Raw genomic sequence first — 25,144 nt, 5'->3', positions numbered from 1 at the left:
CGGGGATAACTGGCTCGGGGGCCTCGCAACCGTCACCTTGGAGCCGTGCATGAGCATCGTGCCCTCGTCCCCGCTGGTCGGGCGCGCACCCGAGCTGGCGACCCTGATCGACGCGATGGCCCGCCCGCCCGCGGTGGTCCTGGTGGAGGGCGAGGCGGGCATCGGCAAGACCCGGCTCGTCCGCGCCGCGCTGGATCGGCTCCCGCGCGGCGACCGCGCCGTCCTGCTCGGCTACTGCCACCAGATCCGCGAGCCCTTCCCGTACGGGCCGGTCTTCGAGGCGCTGCGGGACATCAGGGGACGGCTCCCGGCGGCGCACCGGCTCAACCCGGTCACCGGGGCGCTGCGCGGGCACCTGCCCGAGCTGGCCGGCGCGCTGCCGCCGTCGCCGCAGCCGCTGAACGATCCGCGGGCCGAACGGCACCGGGTGTTCCGGGGGATACGCGCCCTGCTGACGGCCGTCGGACCGGCCGTACTGGTGATCGAGGACCTGCACTGGGCCGACGACGGCACCCGCGACCTGCTGCGGTTCCTGAGCGGCCAGCCGCCCGAGGGACTCGCGGTCGTGGTGACCCGCAGGCGCGATGAGGGCGGCCCGCCCGGGCCGCCGCTCGGCCTCGCCTACCGGCACCAGCCCGACACCGCGCACCTGACGGTCCGGCTGACCCCGCTGGACGTGTCCGGCGTGGGCAGCCTGGCCGGCGCGCTGCTGGAGCGCTCCGACCTGCCGGCCGGGTTCGTCGCGCGGCTGTACGAGCGCACGGCCGGCATCCCGTTCGTGGTGGAGGAGATGGTCCGTTCGCTGCCCGGCGTCGAGGAGCCCGACGCCCTGGAACGTGCCGGTGTGCCGCTGCTGCTGCGTGAGGCCATGGCGGAGCGGATGGCCTGCCTGTCCCCGGCGGCGGTGGGCGCGGTGCAGGCGGCGGCGGTGCTGGGGCTCCCCGCGGACGAGCATCTGATCGCGGCGGTGAGCGGCGACTCCGCCGGGCTGGGCGAGGCGCTGCGCGCCGGGGTGCTGCACGAGCACCCCGGCGGCCGGTACGGCTTCCGCCACGCGCTGGCCCAGCAGGCCGTCTACGACGCCGTTCCCGGCCCCGACCGCAGGTCGGCGCACGACCGGGCGATGACCGCGCTCGGGGCGATGGAGTCGCCGCCGCTGGTGCAGCTCGCGTTCCACGCCCGGCACGCCGGGGACACCGCGGCCTGGATCGGCCACGGCACGGCCGCCGCCCGGCAGGCCGCCGCGCTCGGCGACACCGCCCTGGCCGTGGAGGTCATCGAGGGGATGCTCGACGATCCCGGCCTGCCCGCCCCGGCCCGCGGCCCGCTCGCCCTCATGCTGAGCCGGCTCGCCGCGACCGGCCTGTCACACCAGCGGGTGGTACGGCTGCTCCGTCACCTGCTGCGCGGCGAGTTCCTGTCCGGCGACGTACGCGGCGAGGTGCGTCTGAACCTCGGCCTGGTGCTGTCCAACCAGGCCGGCGACGTCGCCGCCGGGCGGCCGGAGATGACGGCCGCCCTCGCCGAGCTGAGCGACCGCCCGACGCTGGCGGCGCGCGGCTGGGCCAGCCTGGCGATGCCGGAGTGGGGCGACGAACCGGTGTCGGAGCACGCGGGATGGATGGCCCGCGCCGAGGCGCTCGTCGCCGCCGCCGACAACCCGGAGCTCGCGGCGGCGGTGCTGGCCAACCGGGCCTCCTTCGAGATGACGATCGGGTCCGCCGACGCCTTCGCCGTCGCCGCCCGGCTTCCGGTCGCCGACCCCGTCACGGAGGTGCGGCGGGAGGCCGCCCGGGCGTTCTGCAACCTGCACGACTCGGCGACCACGCTGGGGCTCTACGGTGCGGCCGAGCGGTTCGCCCGGGAGGGCCGGCGGCTCGCGCTGGAGACCGGCGCGCAGTATCCCGCCTATCTCGTCGAGGCCTCCACGATCCGCAGGGAGTGGCTCACTGGACGCTGGGACGGGCTCCGCGACCGGGCGGCGTCCCTGGGGGAGCTGGCCACCGAGACCCCGCTGATCGCGGTGGACCTCTGGCTGGTGCTCGGCCTGCTCGCCCTGGCGACGGGCGAGTGGGAGGAGGCACTCAAGCACTTCCACAACGCGGGGCTGGACGCGCCGGAGTCGCGGCACGCCCCGGTCGTGGCGGCCGCCGCCGGTGGCCTCGTCGAGCTGCACCTCGCCCGCGGCAGGGTGGACGCCGCGGTGACGGAGGCCGAGCGGGCGGTCGTCCGGCTGCGCCGCAAGGGCGTGTGGGTGTGGGGTGCGACCCTGGTGCCGTCCGCCGTGACCGCGTTCGCCGCGGCCGGCCGGCTGCGCGCGGCGCACGACCTGGCGACCGAGTACGCCGGAGGAATCGCGGGCCGGGTCGCCCCCGCCGCGCACGCCGCGCTCGACGCCGCGCTGGCCGCGCTCGCGTCGGCGGAGGGCCGGCACGCCGACGCCGCCGGCCTGTTCGCCCGTGCCCGCCGGGCGTACGGGGTCCTGCCGCAGCCGTACGCCGCGGCGCGGGCGGCGGAGGGCGAGGCGCGGGCCCGGCTCGCCCTCGGGGACGGAGTCGCCACCCCCGCGCTCAGGGAGACGGCCGAGCGGTACGCCCGCCTCGGCGCGACGCACGACGCCGCCCGCTGCCGGCGGCTGCTGCGCGAGATCGGCGTGGAGGTCCGGCTGCCGGGCGGGCGGGGGAGGAAGGCCGGTGGGCTGTCGCAGCGGGAGAAGGAGGTGGCCCGGCTCGTCGCGCTCGGCCGGACCAACCGGGAGATCGCCGATGTGCTCTTCCTGTCGACGCGCACGGTGGAGACCCACGTCGCCACCGTGCTGCGCAAGCTCGGCGTCCGCTCGCGGACCCAGATCGCGCCGCCCGCCTGACCACGTCCGGCCCGGCACGAACCGCGCGAGACCCGCCGTCGAGGCCACGGAACGCGGGAACCCCCGGGACCGGTGGAGCCGGTCCCGGGGGTCCTCATGGCCGTCGCTCAGACGGTGATGCTCCACGAGTCGAGATAACCCGTGTCGAGGGTGTACTGGTCCCTGACCTCCAGGGTCCAGGTGCCCGCCGCGGGCTGGGTGACCGCGACCGAGTAGGTGCGGGTGCCGAACGACGTGCAGCTGACGCCGCCGCTCGACTTGACGGTGTACCAGGTGCCGTTCGGGCCCTGGAGCCTGATCCGCAGGTCCTCGGCGCAGGTGTGCGAGATGGTCACGCTGAGCTGGACCGGGGACACCGCGTTACCGCTCGCGTTCGACGTGACCGGGCTGGTGATCGTCGTGAGGTCGTTGATGGTGTAGTCCGTGCCGTTGGTGAACGTGCGTCCGCCGGAGGTGCCCGACACGGTGAGGGTGTACGTCGCGGTGTGGCCGCCCGACGAGCCGGTGCCCGTGATCGTCACCGGATAGGTGCCGCCGGGCGTCGACGCGCTGGTGGCGATGGTCAGGGTGGAGGAGCCGCCCGAGGTCACCGAGGACGGGCTGAAGGACGCGGTCGCCCCGGACGGAAGCCCGGAGGCGGTGAGGGCGACGGTCTGCGCGCTACCCGAGGTGGTCGACGTCGAGACGGTCGTGGTGGCCGACTGGCCGGCGGTCACGGTGCCCGCGGTGGGGCTGAGCGACAGGGAGAAGTCGTTGCCCGAGGCGCTGCAGCTCGGCTCGCCCGACTGCACCGGGACGCCGACCGCGTTCCAGGCCGCCTTGGTGGCCGCGCACTCGGCGCTGCTCGCGCCGTACAGCTCGACCGCCGCCGCCAGCGACGCCGACCGGATGCCCGCGTACTTCCAGGTCGAGGTCTTGCGCTGCAGCGCGCCCATGTAGATCTTGCCGGCCTTCTGGATGGAGATGCCGGTCACCGACGAGGGGCCGCCGGAGCAGATCGGGCTGTTCGGCTTGCCGCCGCCCGGCGAGGAGCCCTCGGCGAGCAGGTAGAACCAGTGGTTCAGCGGGCCGGCCGCGGCGTGCACCTCGGTGCTGGGGATCGAGGAGGAGTAGCAGTTGGGGTCGCCGGCGAGCGAGGGGTTGTACATGTACCGGATCGGCCCGCTGCCGACGAGGTTGACCAGCTCGCCCACCTGGTAGTCCGGCGCGTCGTTCGGATTGTTGGCGTACGCCTCGGTGAGGGCGCCGAAGATGTCGCCCGTGGCCTCGTTGATGCCGCCGTTCTCGTTGCCGGAACCGGCGCCGCCCGGGGTGGTCTGGAAGATGGCGTGGCCGAACTCGTGCGCCACCACGTCGATCGAGGTGGCCTGGCGGGCGTTGTCCTGCGAGTGGCCGAAGTTGGTGTAGCTGCCGTTCCAGTACGCGTTCACGTCGGACAGGCCCACACGGGTGGGGAAGCCGCCGCCGCTGCCGTTGATGCCGTTGCGGCCGAGCCAGCTGGAGAGCATGTCCCACTCGCGCTGGACGGCGTACAACGCGTCCACGCAGGCGGTCTCCAGGTTCGTCCCGCTGCCGGTGCCCCACGCGTCGTCGGTGCCGGTGTAGGCCGACCCGTTCTGCCCGCCGCACTTGAGGCCGCTGCGGGTGGAGTCGGTCATCGAGTACGACGTGCCGGAGCCGCTGGTGTTGATGGTCACCGCGCCGTAGTAGTAACCGGTGCCGCTGCCCTCCCTGACCTGGTCGTAGGAGTCGGCGATCTCACCGGTGGCCGCGTCGACGAACACGTGCTGGATGCTCGGCCGGCCGGACGCGAGGCCGGAGACCACGGCCTCCCAGGCCAGGCGCGGCTTGTGGCCCCAGGCGAGGACCACCAGGCGCGGGGCGGCGCTGTCGTCGACCCGGGTCAGCACGGTCTTCGCCTTCTCCGTGGCGCTCTCGGCGCTCACCGACGGCGAGGTCGGCACACCCAGGGTCGTGGCGCCGGAGGCCGCCGTGGTGTCGCGGACGCGTCCGTTGCCGTCGGCGACCACGACCGCGTCGCCGCCCACCATCGGGAGGCCCTTGTAGGTGCGCTCGTAGCTGACGTAGTACATGCCGCCGGCGCCCGCCGTCACGGCGCTGCGCCGATAGCTCTCGTTGGGGGTCACGCGCAGGTCGTCCAGGCCGCTCGCGACGGCCTGGTCGGCCGCGGCCGCGGCGCGCTGCGCCGGGTCGGCGGCGGCGGACCGCACCTGCTCCTGGCTGCCTGGAGGGGGTTTGGCGGCGGCTTCGGTCGTGGGGGCGGCCAGGCCGGTCAGGGCCAGCGCGGCGGCCGTTGCGAGCAGTGCTCCACGCCTCATGGGCGTCGTCCTTTCTCTGCCTCCCACGCCGCGTCCGCTTGGGTGGGCGGGCGACGGCGGTCGCGCCGCCGGGGGAGAGGCCGGGCGGCGGACACGGTGGGATTCGGGGGGTGAGGAGAGAAACGCGTGGTTCCGGGGAGCCGGGGCGAGGATGGCCCGCCCGCGTCATCCGGGACCTAGGAAGAGGTCACGTCACGGTGCTCCTTGCTCTGTCGTCGCGGCCGGAGTGGCGGTCCGGGGCGGTGGTCCGGGGCGGTGGTCCCTGGTGTCGGTCCCTGGTGTCGGTCCGGGCGGTGGTCCGTGGTGGTGGGCCGGGGTCCGGCTGGGGGGTGGCGGCCTCTGCCGTGACGCTAGAGCCGTGATCAGCGCCTGAATATCCGTAGAAGTATCCGTACATATACGGAAAGCCGGGAAAGGGGTGAGCATGGTGCGGTGAGTGGGCACGGTGCGGCGAGACGGGTCCGTGAGAGGGCCGCCGTGCGGTGAGAGCGCGCTGATACCCGGACGGCCCGGCGGACGTTACTTTCGGACCATGGACCAGATGACCGAGGCGGAGTGGCGCGAGTTCGCGACGGCGGAGACGCGCACGGGCACGCTCGCGATCACCAGGCTGGACGGGCGTCCGCACGCGACCCCCGTCTGGTTCACCCTGGACGGCGGCGACGTGGTCTTCACCACCCACGAGAGCAGCGTCAAGGCCAGGGAACTGCGCCGCGACCCCCGGGCCACCCTCTGCGTGGACGACCAGCGTCCGCCGTACTCGTTCGTGATGTTCGAGGGCGAGGCGTCGCTGTCGGACGACCTGGACGAGGTGCGGCGGTGGGCGGCCGAGATCGGCGGCCGTTACGTGGGCAAGGAGCAGGCGGAGGAGCTCGGCGAGCGCTACAGCGTCCCCGGCGCCGTCCTCGTGCGCCTGAGCGTGCGCAAGGTCGTCGCGTACAAGGAGATGACGGCCTGACCCTCCTGGCACCAGCGCTTACCCGACCACGCGCGACGCACCGCCGCCGCTTCCGGCGCGCCCTGCGGCGTATCGGTGTAAGCATGTAACAGGAGGTGCTTGTGAAGATCGGACTGCAGATCCCTGATTTCACCTACCCCGGGGGTCCCGCGACCCTGGGCACGGACCTGGCCGAGATCGCCAGGACGGCCGACGACGCGGGCTTCGCCACCGTCGCGGTGATGGACCACTTCTTCCAGATCGGCGTCGTCGGGCCGGCCGAGCACGACATGCTGGAGGCCTACACGACGCTCGGCTACCTGGCCGGGCACACGTCCCGGGCCAAGCTGCTGACGCTCGTCACCGGGACCGTGTACCGCGAGCCCGGGCTGCTCGCGAAGATCGTCACCACGCTCGACGTGCTGTCGGGCGGGCGGGCCTGGCTCGGCATCGGCGCGGCCTGGAACGAGGAGGAGTCGCGCGGTCTGGGCCTGCCGTTCCCGCCGCTGGCCGAGCGGTTCGAACGGCTGGAGGAGACGATCCAGATCTGCCTGCGCATGTGGGGCGGCGACGAGAAGCCCTACGACGGCAGGCACTACCGGCTGGAGCGCCCGCTCAACTCGCCCCAGGCGTTGTCGAGGCCGCACCCGCCGATCCTCGTCGGGGGCGGGGGCGAGAAGAAGACCCTGCGCCTGGTCGCGCGGTACGCCCAGGCGTGCAACCTGTTCCCCACCGCCGACCTGGCCAGGAAGCTCGACGTGCTGCGGGCCCACTGCGACGCCGAGGGCCGCGACTACGACGAGATCGTCAAGACCGTCTACTACCGGTACGACGTGGGGGAGAAGGGGGAGAACGTCCAGCGCGTCATCGACGACCTCGGGCGTTTCGCCGAGCTCGGGTTCAGCGAGGCGCTCGGTGCGGTCGTGGACGTCCACCGGCTGGACCCGCTGCGGATCCTCGGCGAGCGGGTCGTCCCGGTGGCCGCGGCCCTCTGACGCGGAGCGCCGGCCCCGCCGCCCCGGACGGACCCCGTACCGACGCCGGCAGGCGTGGTGGAAGACGCCGTGAGGCCGCGGTGCCGGGACGGAACGTCCGATCCCGCACCGCGGCCTCACCGCGCCCCGGGGTCCTCTACTCCTCGTCCCCAGACGCGTCGCCCGTGCCGGGCTCGGCCATGCGGCGGTGCATGGCGGCCTTGGCCCGGTCGGGGGCGATCCTGCTCGCCACGCCCTGGACCTTGTTCGTGAACGAACCGGCGATGACCTTGTCGTCGCCCTTCATCAGCGCGTCGAAGCCCTGCCTGGCGACCTCGGCCGGGTCGTCCTTCGGGCCCGCGCCCACCTTCGTGTCCTGCATCCCCGCCCGCTCGAAGAACTCGGTGTCCGTCGGTCCCGGCATGAGCGAGGTGACGGTGACGCCCGAGTCCCTCAGCTCGCTCCGCAGCGCCTCCGCGAACGAGTGGAGGAACGCCTTGCTGGCCGCGTACACGGCCTCGAACGGCCCCGGCATGAGCGCGGCGATCGAGGAGGTGAACAGGATCCTCCCCGCGCCCCGGGAGGTCATGGCGGCGACGGCGCGCTTGGCCAGGTGGACCGAGGAGACGACGTTCAGCTCGATGAGCCCGAGCTCGGCCTCCAGCGAGGTGCCTCGGGCGAACTCGCCGCCCACCCCGACGCCCGCGTTGACCGCCACGGCGTCGAGGGGACGCCCGACCGCGACGGTCTCCGTCCACAGCCGCTCGACCTCGTCGTACCGCGTGAGGTCGGCGCGTACCGCGACCACCTGCCCGCCGTACTCCCGCAGGGACTCGGCGGCGCTCGCCAGCTCCTCGTCCTCCGCGGTGACCACCACGTCGAAGCCGTGCTGGGCGAACTGCCTGGCGAGCTCGTATCCGATGCCACTGGAGGCGCCCGTCACGAGTGCGAGCTGCCTGTCCGGCGTCGTCATCTGTCCTCCTCGGTTGCTGTTCCGCCCGCCCGGCACATGGCGTCGACCGCGAGCGCGAGCGTGGCGCCGTACACGACATGGGCCGCGGCCATGACGGCCGGACGGCCGGGCGCGGGGTCGTGCGAGGCCGGCGGCAGGATGTTCAGCGCGGGCACCCAGCCCTGGTAGGCGCCCAGCCAGACCAGCAGGGCGTAGCCCACCCCGAGCCGCACCGTGGGCCTCCGGTTCCCGGTCAGCAGGCCGAACGCCGCGCCGGTGGCGGCGCCGAAGCCCAGGTGCGCGAGGGCGCCGAGGGCTTTCTCCCCGCGTTTGGGCCGGTGCCGGTGGCCCGGCAGGGCCGCCCTGACGATGTGCCGGGGCGGCTGCCCCGGCATGAGCCCGGCGCGCTGCCCGGCGAGCATGACCGCGCTCATGGTGAGCGTGGACAGCGCGCCGGCGGCGGCGCCCCGGACGAGTCGGCGGATCACGGAGTCTCCTTCCGGGGTTGTGTCACAGGCGCTGGGAGAGCCGGTCCGCCAGCGCTTCGGGGTCGTCGACCGTCACCGTCAGCCCGGGGTGGCGCAGCAGCCCGGACGGCTCGCCGCCGCGGATCGGCTCGTGGAACCGCACGCACAGGCCCCGGCGGGCGTTCGTGCCGAAGCTGAGCCCGCGGTCGGCGAGCGACATGTGGACCCCGATCACCCGCAGCGGCGAGTAGGGCCCGGTGGTCTCCACGCCCGCGACGTTGGCCAGCGGGGTCTCGACCACCCAGGGCCCGAAGCGCACGCGCAGTGTGCCGGGACCCACCAGGACCCCGGCGGTCTCCGGGCGGACGCCCACGACGGACAGCAGGGGAGCGAACCGGGGATCGAAGTCGAACGTGAAACGGCGCGGCGTGCCCGCGCCGGTGTCGTCGGTCATCACTTCCCCCCCGCGTCGTGCCAGGGCCGGCGGGCCGGACACCTGCCGCGGTCCTCGCCGCAGAGCCGACATACCCCCATGGGCAGCCTCAAACAGGAGTCGGCTCGCCACCGATCGGGGTCCCGGGGCCTCTTCCGTTCGGCGCAGGAGGAGAGATTTGACACGTTCCAATGAACTATTTCACTGGCACTCGTTACTTTCCTCGAAATCGTCGAAAGTTAGGACATGTTATTGACAAAGATGTGAGGCGCAGCTCACACTTCCGAGAGTCGTCGCGTTAACCGTAGATCACCACCTCACCGGGTCGGCGCTCGTGGGGTCGGCGTCCGAAGGCGCGATGCGCTTCTGTCCCGACATAGGAGTGACATGTCCTCACGCACACGATCCGGACTGCGGTCGCGAGCGGCCCTCGCCACCGCTGCGCTTGCGGTGCCGGCCCTGGTGCTCGGCTCCACGGGCCCCGCCGCCGCCGCGGAGTCCGGAGCGGCGCCCGTCCTCGACACGGCCACGTTGTCGCCGATCGCCGAGCCGAACTACAACGGCGCGACGAACACCGCCTACACCCCGTCGACCACCACCGGCGCCGGTGGCTGGTTCATCAACGACGAGGTGACGCTGAACCTGTCCGCGACCGACGACGACGCCGTCGCGTCGTTCGTCGTGACGGTGGGCACGGACGCCGCCGTCACCGTGCCGGCTGTGCGTAGCGGCAACCGTGGCACGGCCACCTACGTCGTCAAGGGCGACCGCAACAGCACGGTCCGCTACGTCGCGGTCGACGCCGCCGGCAACGCCTCGGCGGCCAAGACGATCAGCGTGCGGATCGACACCAAGCCGCCGGTCGCGGCCTGGCCGGGCGTCTCCGGCGGCAAGGTGGCGCACAGCGCGGCCGCCGCCTCCATCACCCCGACGCGCACCGACCCCACCCCCGGGTCGGGTGGCGCCGCGGTGCGGGACATGTGGATCGACGGCAAGTGGGCCTACCCCCTGCCGCTCGACCCGGCCACCCTGTCCGTCGGCGTGCACACCTGGGCGGTCGCGCTCGGAGACGCCGCCGGCAACGGCGCGAAGTACACCCTGACCTTCCAGATCACCACCTCGGTCGGGGACGTCCGGGCCCTGGTCCAGCGGTACGTCTCCGCCGGCAAGGTCTCGGCGTCGAACGGCGACCGCCTGCTCGCGCTGCTCGCCCAGGCCGACGCCGGCGGCGACGCCGCGGTGTCCGCCCTGACGAGCTTCGGCGCGCTGGCCGCTCAGGTCGTGCCCGAGGGCTACATGCGCGACTCCCTCGTGAAGGACGCCGCCTACCTGGTGGAGGAACTGCGCGGGGTCAAGCACCCCGACGTCGCCACCGGCGTCACCGTGAGCGCGGCGCCGGGCATGGAGCGCGCCCCCTTCCGGCTCCCGACCGCGTCCGTGGTCAACAAGAAGCCGAAGTTCCGGGTTCTCCTCTTCGGCAACCAGCCGGGCGCCTTCCGGCACGAGCACATCCCGCTGACCATGGCCGTGATCCAGGACATGGGCCGGGCCAACAACTTCGACGTCGACGTCTACGACTACCTCAGCCCCGACGTGTCGGTGCCGAACCCGTTCGAGAGCATCGAGCGCCTGTCGAAGTACGACGTGGTCATCGGCGTCTCCAGCGTCGGCAACGGCGTGTTCTCCACGGCCCGTCCCACTCAGGCGGACCCGAACGTCAAGGTCGACGAGCAGGCCGTGCTCAAGCAGTTCGTCAACCAGGGCGGCGGCTTCGTCGCGCTGCACGGCGCCACCGACTCCATGCACGGGTGGGACTGGTACAAGGGCCTGGCCGGCGGCGAGTTCGACAACCACGGCTCCAACGGCAGCGGTCTCCAGAACACCTGCGGAGCCTGCAACATCGGCGAGCTGGTGACCGAGGACGACACCAACCCGGCCACCAGTCAGTTCCCGGAGCGGCTGAAGATCGTCGACGAGCTCTACAACTGGGTCGGCCTGCCGCGCCAGAAGACGCACGTCCTGCAGACACTGAACGAGTCGACGTACGTCGGCAGCATCGGCGCCAGCGCGGGCCGGGTCGAGGGCGCCGACCACCCGATCTCCTGGTGCCAGAACTACGACGGCGGGCGCTCCTTCACCCAGGCGCTCCTCCACAACTGGCAGAACACCCTCGACCCGCTGTTCCAGAAGAACATGCTCGAGGGCATCAAGTGGGCCGCGGGCCGGACCGAGGCGAACTGCGTCAGCCACGACGAAGTGCGCAAGCTCGTCGCCGCCGGCACCGCGGACGGTTCCATCGACGCCGGTCTGGCCGCCGACCTGAACCAGGCGCTCACCGCGTCGTACGACGCCTACCTGGTGAAGGACTACGCCGACGCGCTCACGCAGGCGACCACCCTCCGCCGGCTGATCGACTCCAGCCAGGGCGGGCGCGCGCACAGCGTGCTCCGGGACCGGGCCCACGAGCTCGTCACCTGGATGAGGACCCTCGACGGCAAGAGCGTCCACCTGGGCTTCGTGTCCCAGCCGAAGACGACGGCCGTGGGCGCCGGCGAGCTCGCGGTCTTCTCCGCGCCGGCCGAGGGCCGGAACGTCGCCTACCAGTGGCAGGTGAAGTCGCCGGGCTCGGCCGACTGGACCAACATGACCGGCGAGACGTCCTTCGCCATCGCCGTCACGGCGGCGCCGGAGGTCGCGGACTCCGAGTACCGGGTCCGCATCACCGACCCGACCGGCGAGGTCGTCTCCCGCTCGGCCTCCCTCAAGGTCAGCGGGCGCTGACCCCCTCCCGGTGGCCCGGGCGCGCGACGCGCCCGGGCCACCGGCGCCTTTCCGACGAGAACCAGGAGTGATCCATGCGCCAGGCCCTCACCCGGGTCGCACTCGCCGTGACGTCGCTCGCGTTCTGCGCCGGGTGCGGAGGCGCCACCTCCGCCGCCCCCTCCGCCGACGCGTCCGCGGCCGGTGCCGCGAGCGGGCCCGCGGCCGGCACGGCGGGGTCTCCGGTGACGTGCGACCTGCGGCCGCGGACGGCCCCCGGCGAGGTGACCTCCTGGACCCATCCGGCCAAGTCCTTCTACGAACCGTCCGACGAGGACATCCCCACCAGGACGAGCCTCGATCACCTGCTCGTCAAGGACGACGCCCTGGTGATCGATTACTCGGCCCGGCTGCCCGAGGCGTCGCTGAAGGCGCTGCGTGAGTGGACGTACCTGCAGACCGCGACCGTGGCCCTGCCGGGGCCGGACACGCCCGCGGTGCGGGCCGCGATCGCCTCGACCGAACTGGTCTGCGACGGAGTGGACACGGTGCGACTGTCGGACCTGGCCCGCGACAGGACCTTCGGCCAGGTCGCCGAGCACGGCGAGGCGGGCTGACGATCACGCCGGAATGGGTCCCGCGTCACGCATTGACGCGCGAATTCCCGTTCCCGCCGAGTGACAAGCCACGCGCGCCTGGTGAGAAACTTATCGGGTGGATACATCGGTCCCAGGCCGCCCCGAAACGAAACTGCAGGCCAGAATACTCACGCGATTACGTGATGCCGGTCCTCGATCCCGCATTGAGCTGGTGGACCACTTCGAAGTGTCACGTACGACGATGGGGGCGGAACTCGGCCGGCTGACGGCCATGGGCCTTATTGCCGAAATCGGCCCGGCCGCATCCCGCGGAGGGCGGCGTTCGACCGTCATCGATATCGCGGGCGACATCAGATTCGTCGCGATCGCCGTGGACACCGGCGCGGTGTCCGTCGCGATCACCGACGGCAGGCTGCGGATCGTCGCGTTCGAACGCACTGAGTGCGACGTGCGCCAAGGTCCCGAACCGGTGCTCGAACTCGCGGCGGAGCGCGCTCGCGGGCTGCTCGCCAAGGCGGGAGTGGACCGGCCGCTCGGAGTCGGAGTCGGCGTCCCCTGCCCGGTCGACTTCCGCCGCGGAATCACCGTGGCGACGCCGGTCATGCCGGGATGGGACGGATACCCCGTTCGCGATCTTCTCGGCCGGTGGTTCGAATGCCCGGTCGTGCTGGACAACGACGTCAATGTCATGGCACTCGGCGAACAACACGCGGGCGCGGCGCGCACGGTCGAGAACTTCCTGTTCGTCAAAATCGGCGCCGGCGTCGGGTGCGGAATCGTGGCGAAAGGCGAGCTCTATCGCGGCATGGACGGCTGCGCGGGAGACATCGGGCATATCCAGGTCGCCGACTCCGACGCGGTCTGCGCGTGCGGCAACAGCGGATGCCTGGAGGCGACCTTCGGCGGCGAGGCGCTGGCCCGCGACGCCCTCGAAGCGGTCAGGTCGGGGCGTTCGCCCATGCTCGGGGAGCTTCTCGAACGTGACGGGACGCTGAACGCCGCCGCGGTGGCCGAGGCGGTCGCGGCTGGCGACGCGACGTCCCTCCAGCTGGTGCGCACCGGCGGACGGCGCGTGGGCGAGGTGCTGTCGGGCCTGGTGTCGTTCTTCAACCCGAGCCTCATCGTGCTGGGCGGCGGGCTCGCCGTGCTGGGCCACGTCCTGCTCGCCGAGATCCGGAGCGTCATCTACCGGCGCTCGCTGCCCCTGGCGACGAAGAACCTGCCCATCGTGCTGAGCGACGTGGGCGAGCACGCCGCGGTCATCGGCGCGGCCAGGCTCGTGAGCGACGAGGCGTACGGCGTGCCCCGCTGAGCCACCGATCTCTCCCTCGGCGCGCCGTTCGGTCGCGGGCGGGCCGGAGGCGTGCCGGACACGCGGAGCCCCGGCTCACAGAGCCGGGGCTCGCGATCGTCCGCCGTACGGCGGCCTGCGTCAGTCGGTGCTGATCGCGTCGACGAGGTCGCCGACGGGCACGTCGGGCAGGGCGCGGGCCACGTCGGCCAGCGCGATGATGCCCACCAGCTTGTTGCCGTCGATGACGGGCAGGCGGCGGACCTTGTGCGAGGCCATCGTGTCGAGGATCTCCGCCGCGTCGTCGTCGGCGCCGATCGTGACGGCCTCGCCCTGGGCGAGATCACCGGCCTGGCACGACTTGGGGTCCTTGCCCCGGGCCAGCACCTTCACGACGATGTCGCGGTCGGTCAGCACGCCCTTGAGCCGGTCGTCGGTGCCGCAGATAGGCAGCGAGCCCACGTCGAGGCGGGCCATCTTCTCGGCGGCGTCGTAGACGGTCTCGTCGGCGCGCACGAACTCCGCCCAGGGAGTCATGATGTCGCGAGCGGTCGTCATGCCTTCTCCTCTCTTCCGTGTGTGTCGGGTGCGGTGTCGGGTGCGGCCGGGAGGCCGGCCGCGGAGCGATGCTCAGATGCGGTCGTGGACCGCGCGGCGGGTCAGCAGGAAGCCGAGGGCGGCCATTCCGAGGCCGAGGAACAGGTGCAGCCAGTTGTCGGCGTTGTTGACCGGGACGAAGTTGGCCGCGCTGTCGTGGCCCACCAGCAGGCCGTACAGCCACAGCACCAGGTAGACGGCGCCGCCGCCGATCAGGTAGGAGCGGGCGCCCGCCCAGGTGCGGGCCAGCGTCACACCGGCCACGCCGAACAGCAGGTGCACGATGTTGTGCAGGATCGACACCTCGAAGACGCCGAGCAGCATGGCGTCGGAGTGGTGCCCGGCGAACTGCAGCTGGTCCACGTTCCGGGTGATCCCGGGGATGAAGCCCAGGACGCCGACCAGGAGGAACACGACGCCCACGACCAGGGCGGCCGTCTGCACGGGCGTGCGTGCGGTGGTCCTGGAGGAGATGGTGTCCATGACGCCTCCGTTGCCTAGGGGATTCACGCCGCCTACCCGTGACCGCGCCACGTACACGGCCGCCCCCGAATCGCCCATGACGGGATTGGTTTGCTGGCGCGTCATGAGTGTGATGGTGCGCAACAACGTGCGAGTGACCGGTCGGCCCGACGGGCGGCCGATGGTCTTCGCCCACGGGTTCGGATGCGACCAGAACATGTGGCGGCTGGTCGCCCCCGCCTTCGAGGACGACTACCGGATCGTCCTGTTCGACTACGTGGGCTCGGGCGACTCCGACCTGTCGGCCTACTCGCCCGAGCGTTACTCCTCCCTCCAGGGGTACGCGCAGGACGTCCTGGACGTCTGTGCCGAGCTCGGCCTGACCGACGCGGTCTTCGTCGGCCATTCGGTGAGCGCGATGATCGGCGCGCTGGCTGCCATCAGGGAGCCGGCGCGCTTCGGGGCGCTGGTGATGGTCGGGCCCTCACCCCGCTACATCGACGACGAGGGCTACGTCGGCGGCTTCAGCGCGGCCGACATCGAGGAACTGCTGGAGTCCCTCGACAGCAACTACCTCGGCTGGTCCGGCGCCATGGCTCCGGTGATCATGGGCAACCCCGACCGTCCCGAGCTGGGGGCCGAGCTGACCAACAGCTTCTGCCGGACCGATCCGGAGATCGCCAGGCGGTTCGCGACGGTGACGTTCATGTCCGACAACCGCGCCGACCTGTCCCGGGTGCCGGTGCGCTGCCTGATCCTGCAGTGCGCCCAGGACGTGATCGCCCCGGTGGAGGTGGGCAGGTTCGTCCACGAGTCGATCCCCGGCAGCGAGCTGGTGCTCATGCGGGCGACCGGGCACTGCCCCAACCTGAGCGCGCCCGGCGAGACCATCGCGGCCATCAAGGCCTTCGTCTAGGTGAGCGGCGTCGAGGACGACTTCGAGGAGCTCTACGAGCACGCGCCGTGCGGATACCTGTCCATCCTCCCCGACGGGACGATCATCCGGGTCAACCGGACGCTGCTGGAGCTCACCGGATACGACCCCGGTGAGCTGACCGGCGGCATGCGGATCCAGAACCTGCTGGCCGTCGGCGACCGCATCTTCTACGAGACCCACTTCTCCCCGCTGCTCGCGATGCAGTCGGTCGTCCGCGAGATCGCGGTCGACGTGCGCCGCGCCGACGGCACCCGGCTGCCGGTGCTGTCCGCGCTCAACCGGACCCTGCTGCGCGAGCGGGCGGGCCGGTTCGTGACGGCCGTGTACGGCCGGCTCGCGCCCGTCGGCCATCACTTCCGGCTGACCGTCTCCCTGGCCGGTCACCCGTACCCGCTGTGGGCGAGCGGGGACGCGGTCGGTGAGATCGGGCGGCCCGGCAACGTCCTCGGCCTGCTGCCCAGGGTCAGGCTGACCGACGTCGACGTCGACCTCGCCCCCGGCGACGCGGTCCTCTTCTACACCGACGGCGTCGTCGAGGGACGCAGGGACAAGGAGATGTACGGCGAGGAACGGCTGCGGCGCCTGCTCGGCGCCTCCCGCGCGATGGGGGCGGCGGGAATCGCCGAGGCGATCGTGAACGAGGCCGTCGCCTTCCAGTCCGGGCTGCCCCGCGACGACATCGCCGTCATCGTGCTCAAGATCCCCATCTGATCCCGGCCGTCCGTCCCTGTGGTTCACTGTGGCTCATGCGAGGGACACGGGTCCGGGAGGCGCGGGCCGCCGCGGCCCGATGGGTCGCCGCCGAGGCCGCCTCCGCCGCGAACTTCGCCGGGGCCTTCCTGACCGGGTCGGCCGCCTGGGCGGACCCCGGCGCGCTGCTGCCGCCCACGTCGGACGTCGACGTGACGGTGGTCGTCACCGATCCCGTCGCGCCCCCCAAGCTCGGGAAGATCGCGTTCGAGGGGGTGCTCGTGGAGGTCACGTACCTGTCCTGGAACCAGATCGCCTCGGCGCCGGACGTGCTGGCCTCCTGCCACCTGGCGGGCGCCTTCCGCGCCGACGACCCCGCGACCCTGATCGCCGACCCGACCGGACGGCTGGCCCGCCTCCGGGCCGCCGTGTCGGCCGGCTTCGCCGAACGGCGGTGGGTCCGCCTGCGGTGCGAGGACGCCGAGCGCAGGATCACCGGCGGCCTCGCGTCGCTCGACCCGGACCGGCCGTTCCACGACCAGGTCACGGCCTGGCTGTTCCCCGCCGGGATCACGACGCACGTGCTTCTCACCGCCGGTCTGCGCAACCCCACCGTACGGCTGCGCTACCCGGCCGTCCGCGACCTGCTCCGAGAGTACGGCCGGATGGAGGTCTACGAGGAACTGCTGGGCCTGCTCGGCTGCGCGCACCTGACCCGCGAGCGGATCGGCGGCCACCTCGCCTCGATGACGAGCGCGTTCGACGCGGCGGCGGCCGTGGCCCGCACGCCGTTCCCCTTCTCCTCCGACATCACCGGGGCGGCCCGGCCGGTGGCCGTCGACGGCAGCCGCGACCTCCTCCTGCGGAGGCTGCACCGCGAGGCCGTCTTCTGGATCGCCGCGACGTACGCCCGGTGCCTGAAGATCCTCGCGGTGGACGCGCCGGAGGAGACGGGGCACGCGGCGGGGTTCGCGGACCTCGCGGCCGACCTGGGCGCCGGGTCGCCTGACGCGCTTCGGCACCGGGCCCGTGAGGTGACGGCCTACCTCCCCCGCCTGCGCGCCGTCGCCGAGGAGATCATCGTCGCGAATCCGGCGATCCGCTGACCGGTCAGCCCGACGTGGGCGGCGCGCCCGTGGGCAGAGGGGTCGGCGAGCGGGTGGGCGAGGGGGCGGGCGACGGCTCCGGCACTCCGGGCCAGGGGGAGTAGGTCGCCCTCCACTGTCCCGGCGGCAGGATCGGTACGTTCACCCGCGTCTCGCCTCCGTTCTGGAAGCGGAACGTGACGGGGATCGCGGTGCCGGCGGTCAGCGGGCGGGTGAGGCCGGCGAGCAGCACCTGGGGGAGCGCCGTGCCGCCGACGTACCTCCCGCCGGGGATCTCCAGGCCGCCGGCCGGCAGGCGGGCCTCCCGGAAGACGCCGCCGGTGTCCACTGACACGAGCCGGTCGGAGCGCCCGCTCTCGTTCAGCAGCATCAGGTACATCGGCATGTCGGCGCCGGGCGAGGCCGGTGTCTGCGGGCCGATGACGAACGCGTTGCGGAGCAGCAGACCGCGCAGGTTGGCGTTCGCCCCCTCGTTCTGCGGAATCGTCTGGGTGTACCAGTCCTGCTTGATGTCGGAGCAGGCGGCTGTCAGGGTCGCGGCCCCGATGAGAAGAGCTGCCAGGAACCTACGCATGTCGACCTCGGCTCGCTCGCGGAGCGTCTTTCGCCCTCGGTACCCGAAAACGCGCCTCCTACCTCCCGAAACACCCAATCTCCGGCAGCGCCGCTCAGAAGCGGTAGGCGTCCCGGCGGCGCCTGATCGACTGGACGGTCACCGTGCGCTTGTCCTCGTCGATGCGGTAAACCACGCGGTAGGTTCCGCGCCGGGCGACGAGCAGGCCCTCGTACGGCTCCTGCAAGGGCTTGCCCACTCGCCACGGCTCTCGGGCTATCGCACCGGTGATGAGTTCCCACGCCGCGGCCGCCACTTCCTCCGGAAGACCCGCGGCGAGAGCCCGGCGGGCCGGTGGAGTGAGGAGGACGTTGTAGCGGTCGCTCACGCGCTCGCCCGTCCGAGGCGAGCCGCGAGGACGGCGGACATCTCTTCCTCGGTCGTCACGTCGCCTCGCGCCTCAGCGGCCTTCGCCTCGACCAGGTCGGCGCGAATCTGGGGATCGGCGAGGATCTCCAGGGTCTCCTGCAAGGACTCCCATTCGGCCACGGACACGATCATCGCGTGCGGCCTGCCGTTCCTGGTGAGAGTGAAGTGGTCGTGCTCCCGGGCCGCCCGGTCGGCCAGTTCGGTCAGCCGGTCCTTCGCTTCACTGATCGGGATTATCTCCATAGGACAATGCTAGCCTTTGGCCGAAATCCTGGCCAGAATACGGGCCAAGCACGCACTCAGGGGGCCCTTATCCCCCGCCGGCTTTGTAGCGGCGGCGGGGGAGGGGGCGCGGTCAGTAACCGAGGGTGCCCAGGTCGGGCTGCTGCCAGCCGCCCTGCGGCACGTCACCCCGGTACGGCCCGCCGACCACCGGCGGTACGAAGGTCTCCTTGACCGTGCGGACGTTGACCCACCGGATCAGGTTGAAGATCGAGCCCGCCTTGTCGTTGGTGCCCGAGGCCCTGGCCCCGCCGAAGGGCTGCTGCCCGACGACCGCCCCGGTGGGCTTGTCGTTGACGTAGAAGTTGCCCGCCGCGAAGCGCAGCCGCTCCGTGGCCGCCTCCACGGCGTACCGGTCCTGGGCGATGACCGACCCCGTCAGCGCGTACGGGCTGGCACTCTCCATCTGGTCGAGCATGGCGTCGTAGGCGGCGTCGTCGTAGACGTGGACGGCGAGGATCGGGCCGAAGTACTCCTTCACGAAGACCTCGTCGGCCGGGTCGGCGCACTCCAGCACCGCCGGCCGCACGAAGTAGCCGGCCGAGTCGTCGTAGGAGCCGGTCAGGACCTTGATCGAGTCCGTCGAGCGAGCCCGGTCGATCGCCTCGCGGTGCTTGGCGAACGCCCGCGCGTCGATCACCGCGCCCATGAACGTGGACAGGTCGCCCGACACGTCGCCGACGGTGAGCGACTCGGCGGCCGAGACGAAGTCGTCACGCATGCGCGCCCACAGCGAGCGCGGCACGTACGCCCGGGACGCCGCCGAGCACTTCTGGCCCTGGTACTCGAACGCCCCCCGCAGCAGCGCGGTCGCCAGCGCCCCGGGCTCCGCGGAGGGGTGGGCGAGGACGAAGTCCTTGCCGCCCGTCTCGCCGACGAGCCGCGGGTAGCCGCGGTAGCCCGCGATGTTCTCCCCGACCGTGCGCCACAGGTGCTGGAAGGTGGCCGTCGACCCGGTGAAGTGGATCCCGGCCAGCTCCGGGTGCGGCAGCGCGACCTCGGACACGGCCGCGCCGTTGCCCGTGACCATGTTGATCACACCGGGCGGCAGCCCGGCCGCCTCCAGCAGCCGCATCGTGAAGTGCGCCGAGAACTGCTGCGTCGGGGACGGCTTCCACACCACCACGTTGCCCATCAGCGCCGCCGCGGCCGGCAGGTTGGCCGCGATGGAGGTGAAGTTGAACGGCGTGATCGCCAGGACGAAGCCCTCCAGCGGGCGGTACTCCATCCGGTTCCACACCCCCGGCGACGACTGCGGCTGCTCGGCGAGCAGCCGGCGGGCGTAGGAGACGTTGAACCGGAAGAAGTCGATCAGCTCGCAGGCGGCGTCGATCTCGGCCTGCTGCGCCGACTTCGACTGGCCGAGGATGGTCGACGCGTTCAGCGTGGCCCGCCACGGGCCGCTCAGCAGCTCGGCGGCCCGCAGGAAGACCGCCGCGCGCTCCTCGAACGGCAGGGCCCGCCAGCGCGGCGCCGCCTCCAGCGCCGCGTCCACCGCCGCCCGGACGTCGGCCGCGGTCGCGTCGGCCGTACGGCCGAGCACGGCTGCGTGGTTGTGCGGCTGCACGACGTCGATGGGGGCGCCGCCGGCCATGCGCCGCTCGCCGCCGATCGTCATCGTGAGGTCGAGGGACGCCCCGGCCAGCTCCTTGATCCGGGTCTCCAGGGCAGTGCGCTCGGCGCTGCCGGGCCCGTACCCGTGCACCGGCTCGTTCGCCGGCACCGGGACCTCGGTGATCGAATCCATCATCCACCCCTCAGAGCGCGAAGGAAGAAGGCGACGTTGGCCGGGCGCTCGGCGAGGCGGCGCATGAAGTAGCCGTACCAGTCGTCGCCATAGGGGACGTAGACGCGCACCCGCGACCCGGCCGCGGCCAGCGCCGCCTGCCTGTCGGCCCGGATGCCGTAGAGCATCTGGAACTCGTAGTCATCCGGTCCGCGCCCGGCGCTCACCGCCAGCGACTCGGCGATCGCCATCAGCCGGTCGTCGTGCGTGGCCACCATGGGATAACCGCTGCCCGCCATCAGCACCCGCAGGCACCGCACGTACGCGCGGTCCACGTCGGTCCTGCGCTGGTGGGCCACGGAGGCGGGTTCGGCGTAGGCGCCCTTCACCAGGCGCACCCGCGACCCGGCGAGGTCGCGGCAGTCGGCCTCGCTGCGGAACAGGTACGCCTGGATCGCGACGCCCGTCTCCGGGAAGTCCTCCCGCAGCGTGCGCAGCGCGCCGAGCGTCGCGTCGACGGTGGTGTGGTCCTCCATGTCCAGGGTGACGGTGGAGCCGCACTCCCGCGCCGCGGCGCAGATCTGCCGCGCGTTCTCCAGGGCCAGGCCGGGATCGAGGGCCTGCCCGACGGCCGACAGCTTGACCGACGCCTCGGCGCGGTCGCCGAGGCCGAGCGGCCGCAGCGCCTCCAGCAGCGAGACGTAGGCCTTGGCGGCGGCGACGGCGGCCCCGGAGTCGCGGACCTCCTCGCCCAGATGGTCGATGGTGACGGAGAGCCCCGAACCGGTCAGGCGGCGCGCCGCCTCGACGGCGTCCGTGGCGGACTCCCCGGCCACGAAGCGGTCGACGACCTTGCGCGTGAGCGGGAGGCCCGACACGGCCCGGCGGGCGAGCGGGCTGCGTGAGCCCGCGAGAAGCAGGGAACCGAGCATGGCCACAGGCTAAATCCGCACGTCACCAAAGTTCCACGGACATCCGCCACAGCATTCTTGGACAAATGCACAACAATGTCAGCATGCAAGACATCGTCGATGAGATCTCCCGGCTGCTCGGCGCGTCGGTGACGCTTGAGGACCGATCGTTCAACCTCCTGGCGTACGGCGCGCAGAGCGGGGACATCGACAGCGTCCGGCAGGAGTCGATCCTGCGCAGGCGCGCTTCCGACGAGGTGCGCGCCCACTTCGAGGCGTACGGCATCGCGACGGCGACCGGGCCGGTGCGGATCCCCGGGCTGCCCGGCGTGCTCGGCCGGGTGTGCGTGCCGCTGCGGCACGACGGGGTGACGTACGGATACCTGTGGGCGCTGGAGTCGGGAGAGCTCACCGACGAGCGGCTGGCCGCCGTCGGGCCCCTGGTCGGCCGGGTGGCCGCGCTGCTGGCGGCGCAGGCCCGGGGCCGGTACGCCCCGCTGCGCCAGTTCTTCTCCGCCGACCCCGCGGCCCGCGCCGCCGCCGGGGTGGTGGCCGAGGGGCCGGTGACGGCCGTCGCGGTCCGGACTCCGGCGCAGGACGCGGGCCTGCCGCCCACCCTGCCGCGGACGCTGCCGCGCGGCGTGCTCGCCGACCCCGACGTGATCGAGCCCGGAACAGGTGGGCCCGGAACAGGGGAACTCGGGGTGGGCGCGTTCGGGACAGGCGGGCCGGAGATCGGTGGGCCCGAGACGGGCGGGGTGGGAACGGGCGAACCGGGGGCGGCCGTGTTCGGGTCGCCTGTGCGGGGGCCGGGCGTGTCGGGGGCGGGCGTGCCGGGCATGGGCGGGGCGGTCCTCGCGATCCTCGCGCCCGCCGCGCAGGCGGCCCGGGTCGCGGGGCTGTTGCACGGCCTGTACGGCCTCGCCGCCGGGATCGGAGGCCCCCGCGACGACCCTCGCGAGGCGTGGGAGAGCTGGCGCGAGGCTTTGCTGGCCCTGCGGGTGGCCGAGCACGCCGAGCGGCACGCCCCGGTCGCCGACTGGGCCACGCTCGGCGTCTACCGTCTGCTGGTCCGGCTGTCCCCGCGCGACCTCGCCGGCCTCGCCGCCGAGTCGGCCGCCCTCACGCCCCGGATCGCGGCCAGCGTCGAGGCGTACCTCGACCACGCGGGCCACGCCGGTGAGACGGCGGCCGCGCTCGGCGTGCACCGGCAGACGCTGTACTACCGGCTCGACAAGGCGAGCCACCTCACCGGGCTCGACCTCGCCGACGGGGAGGACCGCCTGCTGCTCCACCTGTCGCTGAAGGCCGCCGCCCTCCTCGGCGGCGGCTGACCCGCCCGCACCGCCGCGTCCTGCCGTCGCGCCGGCCGTTCCACGTCACGTCCGCACGTCGCACCACCGGTCCCGCGCGGCGCCTCCGGTCCCGGCGCGTCTCCCGCGTCCCGGGCCGGGCCAGGGGTTCGCCGCCGGGGCGCCGGTGCCGTACGCGGCCAGGGCGTCAGCGCTGGGCGGCCCGGTAGACGCGCAGCCAGTCGACGAACAGCGTCCCGCCGCAGGCCGCCGAGCCCTCGCAGACGTTGCGCAGCGACAGGCCCATCCGCTGGGCGGGGACGCGGCCGGTGTGGTCCCAGACCCGGGCGCCGTCCAGCCAGACGCTCACCCGGTCGGGCAGCCAGTCGACGGCGACCGTGTGCCAGCGCGTGAAGTCGGCCCGCAGCGCGCCGTGGGTGCGGTCTCCGCCGTCCACGGTGACGAAGGCGTCGGCCGCCTGCCGTCCCGGGTCGCCGATCGCGGCCAGCCCGATCTCCGCGCCGCCGCCACCCGGCCGTAGCGACACCACCGGGGTGCCCGAGCCCTCCGTGGCGCGCAGGCGCACCTCCCAGCGGCCGTACTGCTGGGTGAGTCTGCCGGCCAGGCCGGTCCCGCCGGTCAGGCGCAGCGCTCCGCCGCCGATGCCGCCCGCTCCGCGCGAACCGGTGGCCGTCCAGCCGGACGGGTCGAGCTGGTCGCCGAAGTCCTCGGTGAGGACCGGGCCGCTCCACCCGGCCGCCCTGCCGTCGCCGGCGCTCCGGCTCCCCGTGGCGGTCCCGCCCGTCCGGTCGGTGATCACTGGGTCGTCGGAGGCGTCGTGCGGCTGGACGATGTCCACCTGCCGGGGGCCGGTGTGCGCCGGCTGGGCGGGGCGCATCGGGGAATCGGTCTCGTCCGGGGTCTTGCTGGTGGTCTTGCCGGCGTTCCTGGCCCCCGGCCCGGCCGTGGGCGTCGCCCGCTGGACGAGCGACGGGCGCGGCGCCGGCCCGGAAGAGGGGGCGGGGGCGCCGAGGCCGACCGGCTCGTCCGCGATCTTCTCGGCGGCCGTCTCCGCGGCCTCGTCGCCTAGTTCGTGCACGGACCGGCCGTCGGCCTCAGCCGAGGCGCCGGAGGAGGTTCTGGAAGTGCCCTTGGAGGCACTGTCGCCGGTGGAGGCCTCGTCGCCGGATCCGGCGGCGCCGGGGCCGGAGGTCCGGGTGGCGCCCGCTCCGGCCGCGTTGGGCGCCGAGCCGGGAAGGTCGGGGGAGGAGGCGGGGGGCCGCGCCGCGGACTCACCGCCCGCGTTGAACACCTTCGTGGAGTCCCCGCTCGAACATGCCGTGGCGGCGACGATGAGCATCGCCGCCGCCACAGCTGAACCAGGTCCATGAAGTGACATGAGCCGAGTTAACCACAGGAATTGACATTTATAACGGGATGGAACTGGTAATGCCGCTTGCCGGTCAGGCGCACGTCTTCTCGTACACGCGGAGCAGTTCCATGCTGATGCGCTCGACCGAATAGCGGGAACGGGCGCGGTCGGCCGCCGCGTACCCGATGGCCGTGCGCAGCGTGGCGTCGCCGAGCAGGCGGCGGATGCGGTGCGCGATCTCCAGCGGGCGGTCGGGCCGGGTCAGGAAACCGGTCACGCCGTCCACCACCGAGTCGAGGTGGGCTCCGGACGCCGAGGCGATGACGGGGATGCCGCACGCCATGGCCTCCAGCGCCGCCGTGCCCGTGGGGACGGTCGGCGGCAGCGACAGCACCAGGTCGACGCTGCGCATGAGCTTGGGCATCGCCGTGTGCGGGACCATGCCGAGCATCTGCACGCGGTCCGCCAGGCCGTGCTCGCCCGCGAGGGCCCGCAACCGCTCGATGCTCTGGTCGTCGCCGCCGGCGATCACCAGGTCGGCCTCCGGCACGGCCCGCAGCGCGTGCACCGCGTACTCCGCTCCCACGTGACCCACGTGCAGCAGGCGGGGACGCTCGCCCCGGGGGAAGGCCGGGCCCTGACGGCGGAAGCGCTCGACGTCGATGCCGTGGGGGACGACCGAGATGTTGCGGCGGGGCACGCCCATCCGGATCAGCTCGGACTCCTCGTCGGCGCAGGCGGCGATGACCGCCCTGGCCCGGCGGCCGATCGCGCACTCCAGCCGGCGCACCGGCGCGGGGGTCCGGCTCTCGTCGTAGTGGCTGTGGAAGGTCTGGGTGACCGGCACGTCCAGGCCCTCCGAGCCCGCGATCGCGGCCAGGCCGCTCGACCACGAGTACGCGTGGATGATGTCCGGCCGGTGCTCCCGCCACCGCTGGGCCAGGCCGGCGCTGAAGTCGGGGATGTAGGGGAGGAGGTCGCTTTCGGACAGCTCCACGTCGGGTCCGGCGGGCACGTGCTCGACGCCGTCGACCTTCGTCCTCGACCGCGTGTAGACGGTCACCCGGTGGCCCCTGGCCAGCTCACGCGCGATGGCGGGCGTGTCGGGAGTAAGTTCGTGCGCGGAGACGATCGCGATATCCATGGCACACCTCAAGACAGGAAGGCGC

At 72.9% G+C, this 25,144-nt stretch carries 23 protein-coding genes; 10 read left to right on the top strand and 13 right to left on the bottom strand.

Annotated elements, in window-relative coordinates; genetic code table 11:
- Positions 1 to 49: 49 nt before the first annotated feature.
- Positions 50 to 2,866: an ATP-binding protein gene (locus HHX33_RS29155; protein ID WP_182877407.1), complete on the top strand. Its 2,817-nt coding sequence runs from the start codon at positions 50 to 52 to the stop codon at positions 2,864 to 2,866.
- A 107-nt stretch (positions 2,867 to 2,973) separates the two neighbouring features.
- Here HHX33_RS29155 and HHX33_RS29150 read toward each other — a convergent pair whose 3' ends face one another.
- Entirely contained in the window at positions 2,974 to 5,205 is a 2,232-nt protein-coding gene (locus HHX33_RS29150; RefSeq protein ID WP_182877406.1) for a M4 family metallopeptidase, read from the bottom strand.
- Positions 5,206 to 5,737: 532 nt separating this feature from the next.
- Here HHX33_RS29150 and HHX33_RS29145 point away from each other — a divergent pair.
- Together HHX33_RS29145 and HHX33_RS29140 are read left to right on the top strand one after the other, a co-directional pair.
- Complete coding sequence (locus HHX33_RS29145) at positions 5,738 to 6,163, top strand: PPOX class F420-dependent oxidoreductase (RefSeq protein WP_182877405.1); 426 nt, start codon at positions 5,738 to 5,740, stop codon at positions 6,161 to 6,163.
- A 101-nt stretch (positions 6,164 to 6,264) separates the two neighbouring features.
- The gene (locus HHX33_RS29140; RefSeq protein WP_182877404.1) at positions 6,265 to 7,137 is read left to right on the top strand and encodes an LLM class F420-dependent oxidoreductase; all 873 of its coding nucleotides are present in this window, start codon (positions 6,265 to 6,267) and stop codon (positions 7,135 to 7,137) included.
- 136 nt (positions 7,138 to 7,273) lie between these two features.
- On the opposite strand, the gene HHX33_RS29135 is transcribed toward HHX33_RS29140, so the two are convergent.
- Genes HHX33_RS29135 through HHX33_RS29125 form a run of 3 tightly spaced genes read right to left on the bottom strand, consistent with a single transcriptional unit; the run spans position 7,274 to position 8,989 of the window.
- A complete protein-coding gene (locus HHX33_RS29135) occupies positions 7,274 to 8,089 on the bottom strand; it encodes an SDR family NAD(P)-dependent oxidoreductase (protein WP_182877403.1) in 816 nt (271 codons plus the stop codon).
- Positions 8,086 to 8,556, bottom strand: coding sequence for a DUF6789 family protein (locus tag HHX33_RS29130; protein WP_182877402.1), 471 nt, complete (start codon positions 8,554 to 8,556; stop codon positions 8,086 to 8,088). Before HHX33_RS29130 ends, HHX33_RS29135 begins: the two co-directional genes overlap by 4 nt.
- A 22-nt stretch (positions 8,557 to 8,578) precedes the next feature.
- On the bottom strand, positions 8,579 to 8,989 hold the full coding sequence (locus HHX33_RS29125; RefSeq protein WP_182877401.1) for a hypothetical protein: 411 nt from the start codon (positions 8,987 to 8,989) through the stop codon (positions 8,579 to 8,581).
- 366 nt (positions 8,990 to 9,355) lie between these two features.
- On the opposite strand from HHX33_RS29125, the gene HHX33_RS29120 reads away from it, so the two are divergent.
- The 3 genes from HHX33_RS29120 (at position 9,356) to HHX33_RS29110 (ending at position 13,639) form a co-directional block, all read left to right on the top strand.
- On the top strand, positions 9,356 to 11,749 hold the full coding sequence (locus tag HHX33_RS29120; RefSeq protein WP_182877400.1) for a ThuA domain-containing protein: 2,394 nt from the start codon (positions 9,356 to 9,358) through the stop codon (positions 11,747 to 11,749).
- Between the two features lie 74 nt (positions 11,750 to 11,823).
- Entirely contained in the window at positions 11,824 to 12,345 is a 522-nt protein-coding gene (locus HHX33_RS29115; protein WP_182877399.1) for a hypothetical protein, read from the top strand.
- A 193-nt stretch (positions 12,346 to 12,538) separates the two neighbouring features.
- A complete protein-coding gene (locus HHX33_RS29110) occupies positions 12,539 to 13,639 on the top strand; it encodes an ROK family protein (RefSeq protein WP_244302276.1) in 1,101 nt (366 codons plus the stop codon).
- A 120-nt stretch (positions 13,640 to 13,759) separates the two neighbouring features.
- Here the strand turns inward: HHX33_RS29110 and HHX33_RS29105 are convergent, their stop codons facing one another.
- Together HHX33_RS29105 and HHX33_RS29100 are read right to left on the bottom strand one after the other, a co-directional pair.
- Positions 13,760 to 14,176, bottom strand: a complete 417-nt coding sequence (locus HHX33_RS29105; protein ID WP_117409384.1) for a CBS domain-containing protein — start codon at positions 14,174 to 14,176, stop codon at positions 13,760 to 13,762.
- Positions 14,177 to 14,248: 72 nt separating this feature from the next.
- Positions 14,249 to 14,698 carry a DUF4383 domain-containing protein gene (locus tag HHX33_RS29100; protein WP_182877398.1) on the bottom strand — a complete coding sequence of 150 codons (450 nt, stop codon included), beginning with the start codon at positions 14,696 to 14,698 and terminating at the stop codon, positions 14,249 to 14,251.
- Positions 14,699 to 14,801: 103 nt separating this feature from the next.
- Between HHX33_RS29100 and HHX33_RS29095 the strand changes: the two genes are divergently transcribed.
- Genes HHX33_RS29095 through HHX33_RS29085 form a run of 3 tightly spaced genes read left to right on the top strand, consistent with a single transcriptional unit; the run spans position 14,802 to position 17,410 of the window.
- Complete coding sequence (locus HHX33_RS29095) at positions 14,802 to 15,593, top strand: alpha/beta fold hydrolase (protein ID WP_182877397.1); 792 nt, start codon at positions 14,802 to 14,804, stop codon at positions 15,591 to 15,593.
- Complete coding sequence (locus HHX33_RS29090; RefSeq protein ID WP_182877396.1) at positions 15,594 to 16,325, top strand: SpoIIE family protein phosphatase; 732 nt, start codon at positions 15,594 to 15,596, stop codon at positions 16,323 to 16,325.
- 35 nt (positions 16,326 to 16,360) lie between these two features.
- Entirely contained in the window at positions 16,361 to 17,410 is a 1,050-nt protein-coding gene (locus HHX33_RS29085; protein WP_182877395.1) for a hypothetical protein, read from the top strand.
- A gap of 4 nt (positions 17,411 to 17,414) precedes the next feature.
- Here HHX33_RS29085 and HHX33_RS29080 read toward each other — a convergent pair whose 3' ends face one another.
- From HHX33_RS29080 to HHX33_RS29060, 5 genes are all read right to left on the bottom strand, one after another.
- Entirely contained in the window at positions 17,415 to 17,984 is a 570-nt protein-coding gene (locus HHX33_RS29080) for a hypothetical protein (protein ID WP_182877394.1), read from the bottom strand.
- A gap of 94 nt (positions 17,985 to 18,078) precedes the next feature.
- Entirely contained in the window at positions 18,079 to 18,351 is a 273-nt protein-coding gene (locus tag HHX33_RS37475; protein WP_182877393.1) for a type II toxin-antitoxin system RelE family toxin, read from the bottom strand.
- Positions 18,348 to 18,635 carry a type II toxin-antitoxin system Phd/YefM family antitoxin gene (locus HHX33_RS29070; RefSeq protein WP_182877392.1) on the bottom strand — a complete coding sequence of 96 codons (288 nt, stop codon included), beginning with the start codon at positions 18,633 to 18,635 and terminating at the stop codon, positions 18,348 to 18,350. Before HHX33_RS29070 ends, HHX33_RS37475 begins: the two co-directional genes overlap by 4 nt.
- A 112-nt stretch (positions 18,636 to 18,747) precedes the next feature.
- Positions 18,748 to 20,421: an L-glutamate gamma-semialdehyde dehydrogenase gene (gene pruA / locus HHX33_RS29065; RefSeq protein ID WP_182877433.1), complete on the bottom strand. Its 1,674-nt coding sequence runs from the start codon at positions 20,419 to 20,421 to the stop codon at positions 18,748 to 18,750.
- On the bottom strand, positions 20,421 to 21,332 hold the full coding sequence (locus HHX33_RS29060; RefSeq protein ID WP_117409389.1) for a proline dehydrogenase family protein: 912 nt from the start codon (positions 21,330 to 21,332) through the stop codon (positions 20,421 to 20,423). Before HHX33_RS29060 ends, pruA begins: the two co-directional genes overlap by 1 nt.
- 83 nt (positions 21,333 to 21,415) lie before the next feature.
- Between HHX33_RS29060 and HHX33_RS36655 the strand changes: the two genes are divergently transcribed.
- The gene (locus HHX33_RS36655; RefSeq protein ID WP_182877391.1) at positions 21,416 to 22,645 is read left to right on the top strand and encodes a PucR family transcriptional regulator; all 1,230 of its coding nucleotides are present in this window, start codon (positions 21,416 to 21,418) and stop codon (positions 22,643 to 22,645) included.
- 166 nt (positions 22,646 to 22,811) lie between these two features.
- Here the strand turns inward: HHX33_RS36655 and HHX33_RS29050 are convergent, their stop codons facing one another.
- A complete protein-coding gene (locus tag HHX33_RS29050; protein WP_182877390.1) occupies positions 22,812 to 23,963 on the bottom strand; it encodes a glycoside hydrolase family 16 protein in 1,152 nt (383 codons plus the stop codon).
- 103 nt (positions 23,964 to 24,066) lie between these two features.
- On the bottom strand, positions 24,067 to 25,119 hold the full coding sequence (locus tag HHX33_RS29045) for a glycosyltransferase (protein WP_182877389.1): 1,053 nt from the start codon (positions 25,117 to 25,119) through the stop codon (positions 24,067 to 24,069).
- Positions 25,120 to 25,144: the final 25 nt, after the last annotated feature.

Source organism: Microbispora sp. H10670, from assembly GCF_014161385.1.
GTDB classification, from domain to species: Bacteria; Actinomycetota; Actinomycetes; order Streptosporangiales; family Streptosporangiaceae; genus Microbispora; species Microbispora triticiradicis.
Note: the sequence above shows the minus strand (reverse complement) of the source record. Positions and strands in the feature narration are given on the sequence as shown.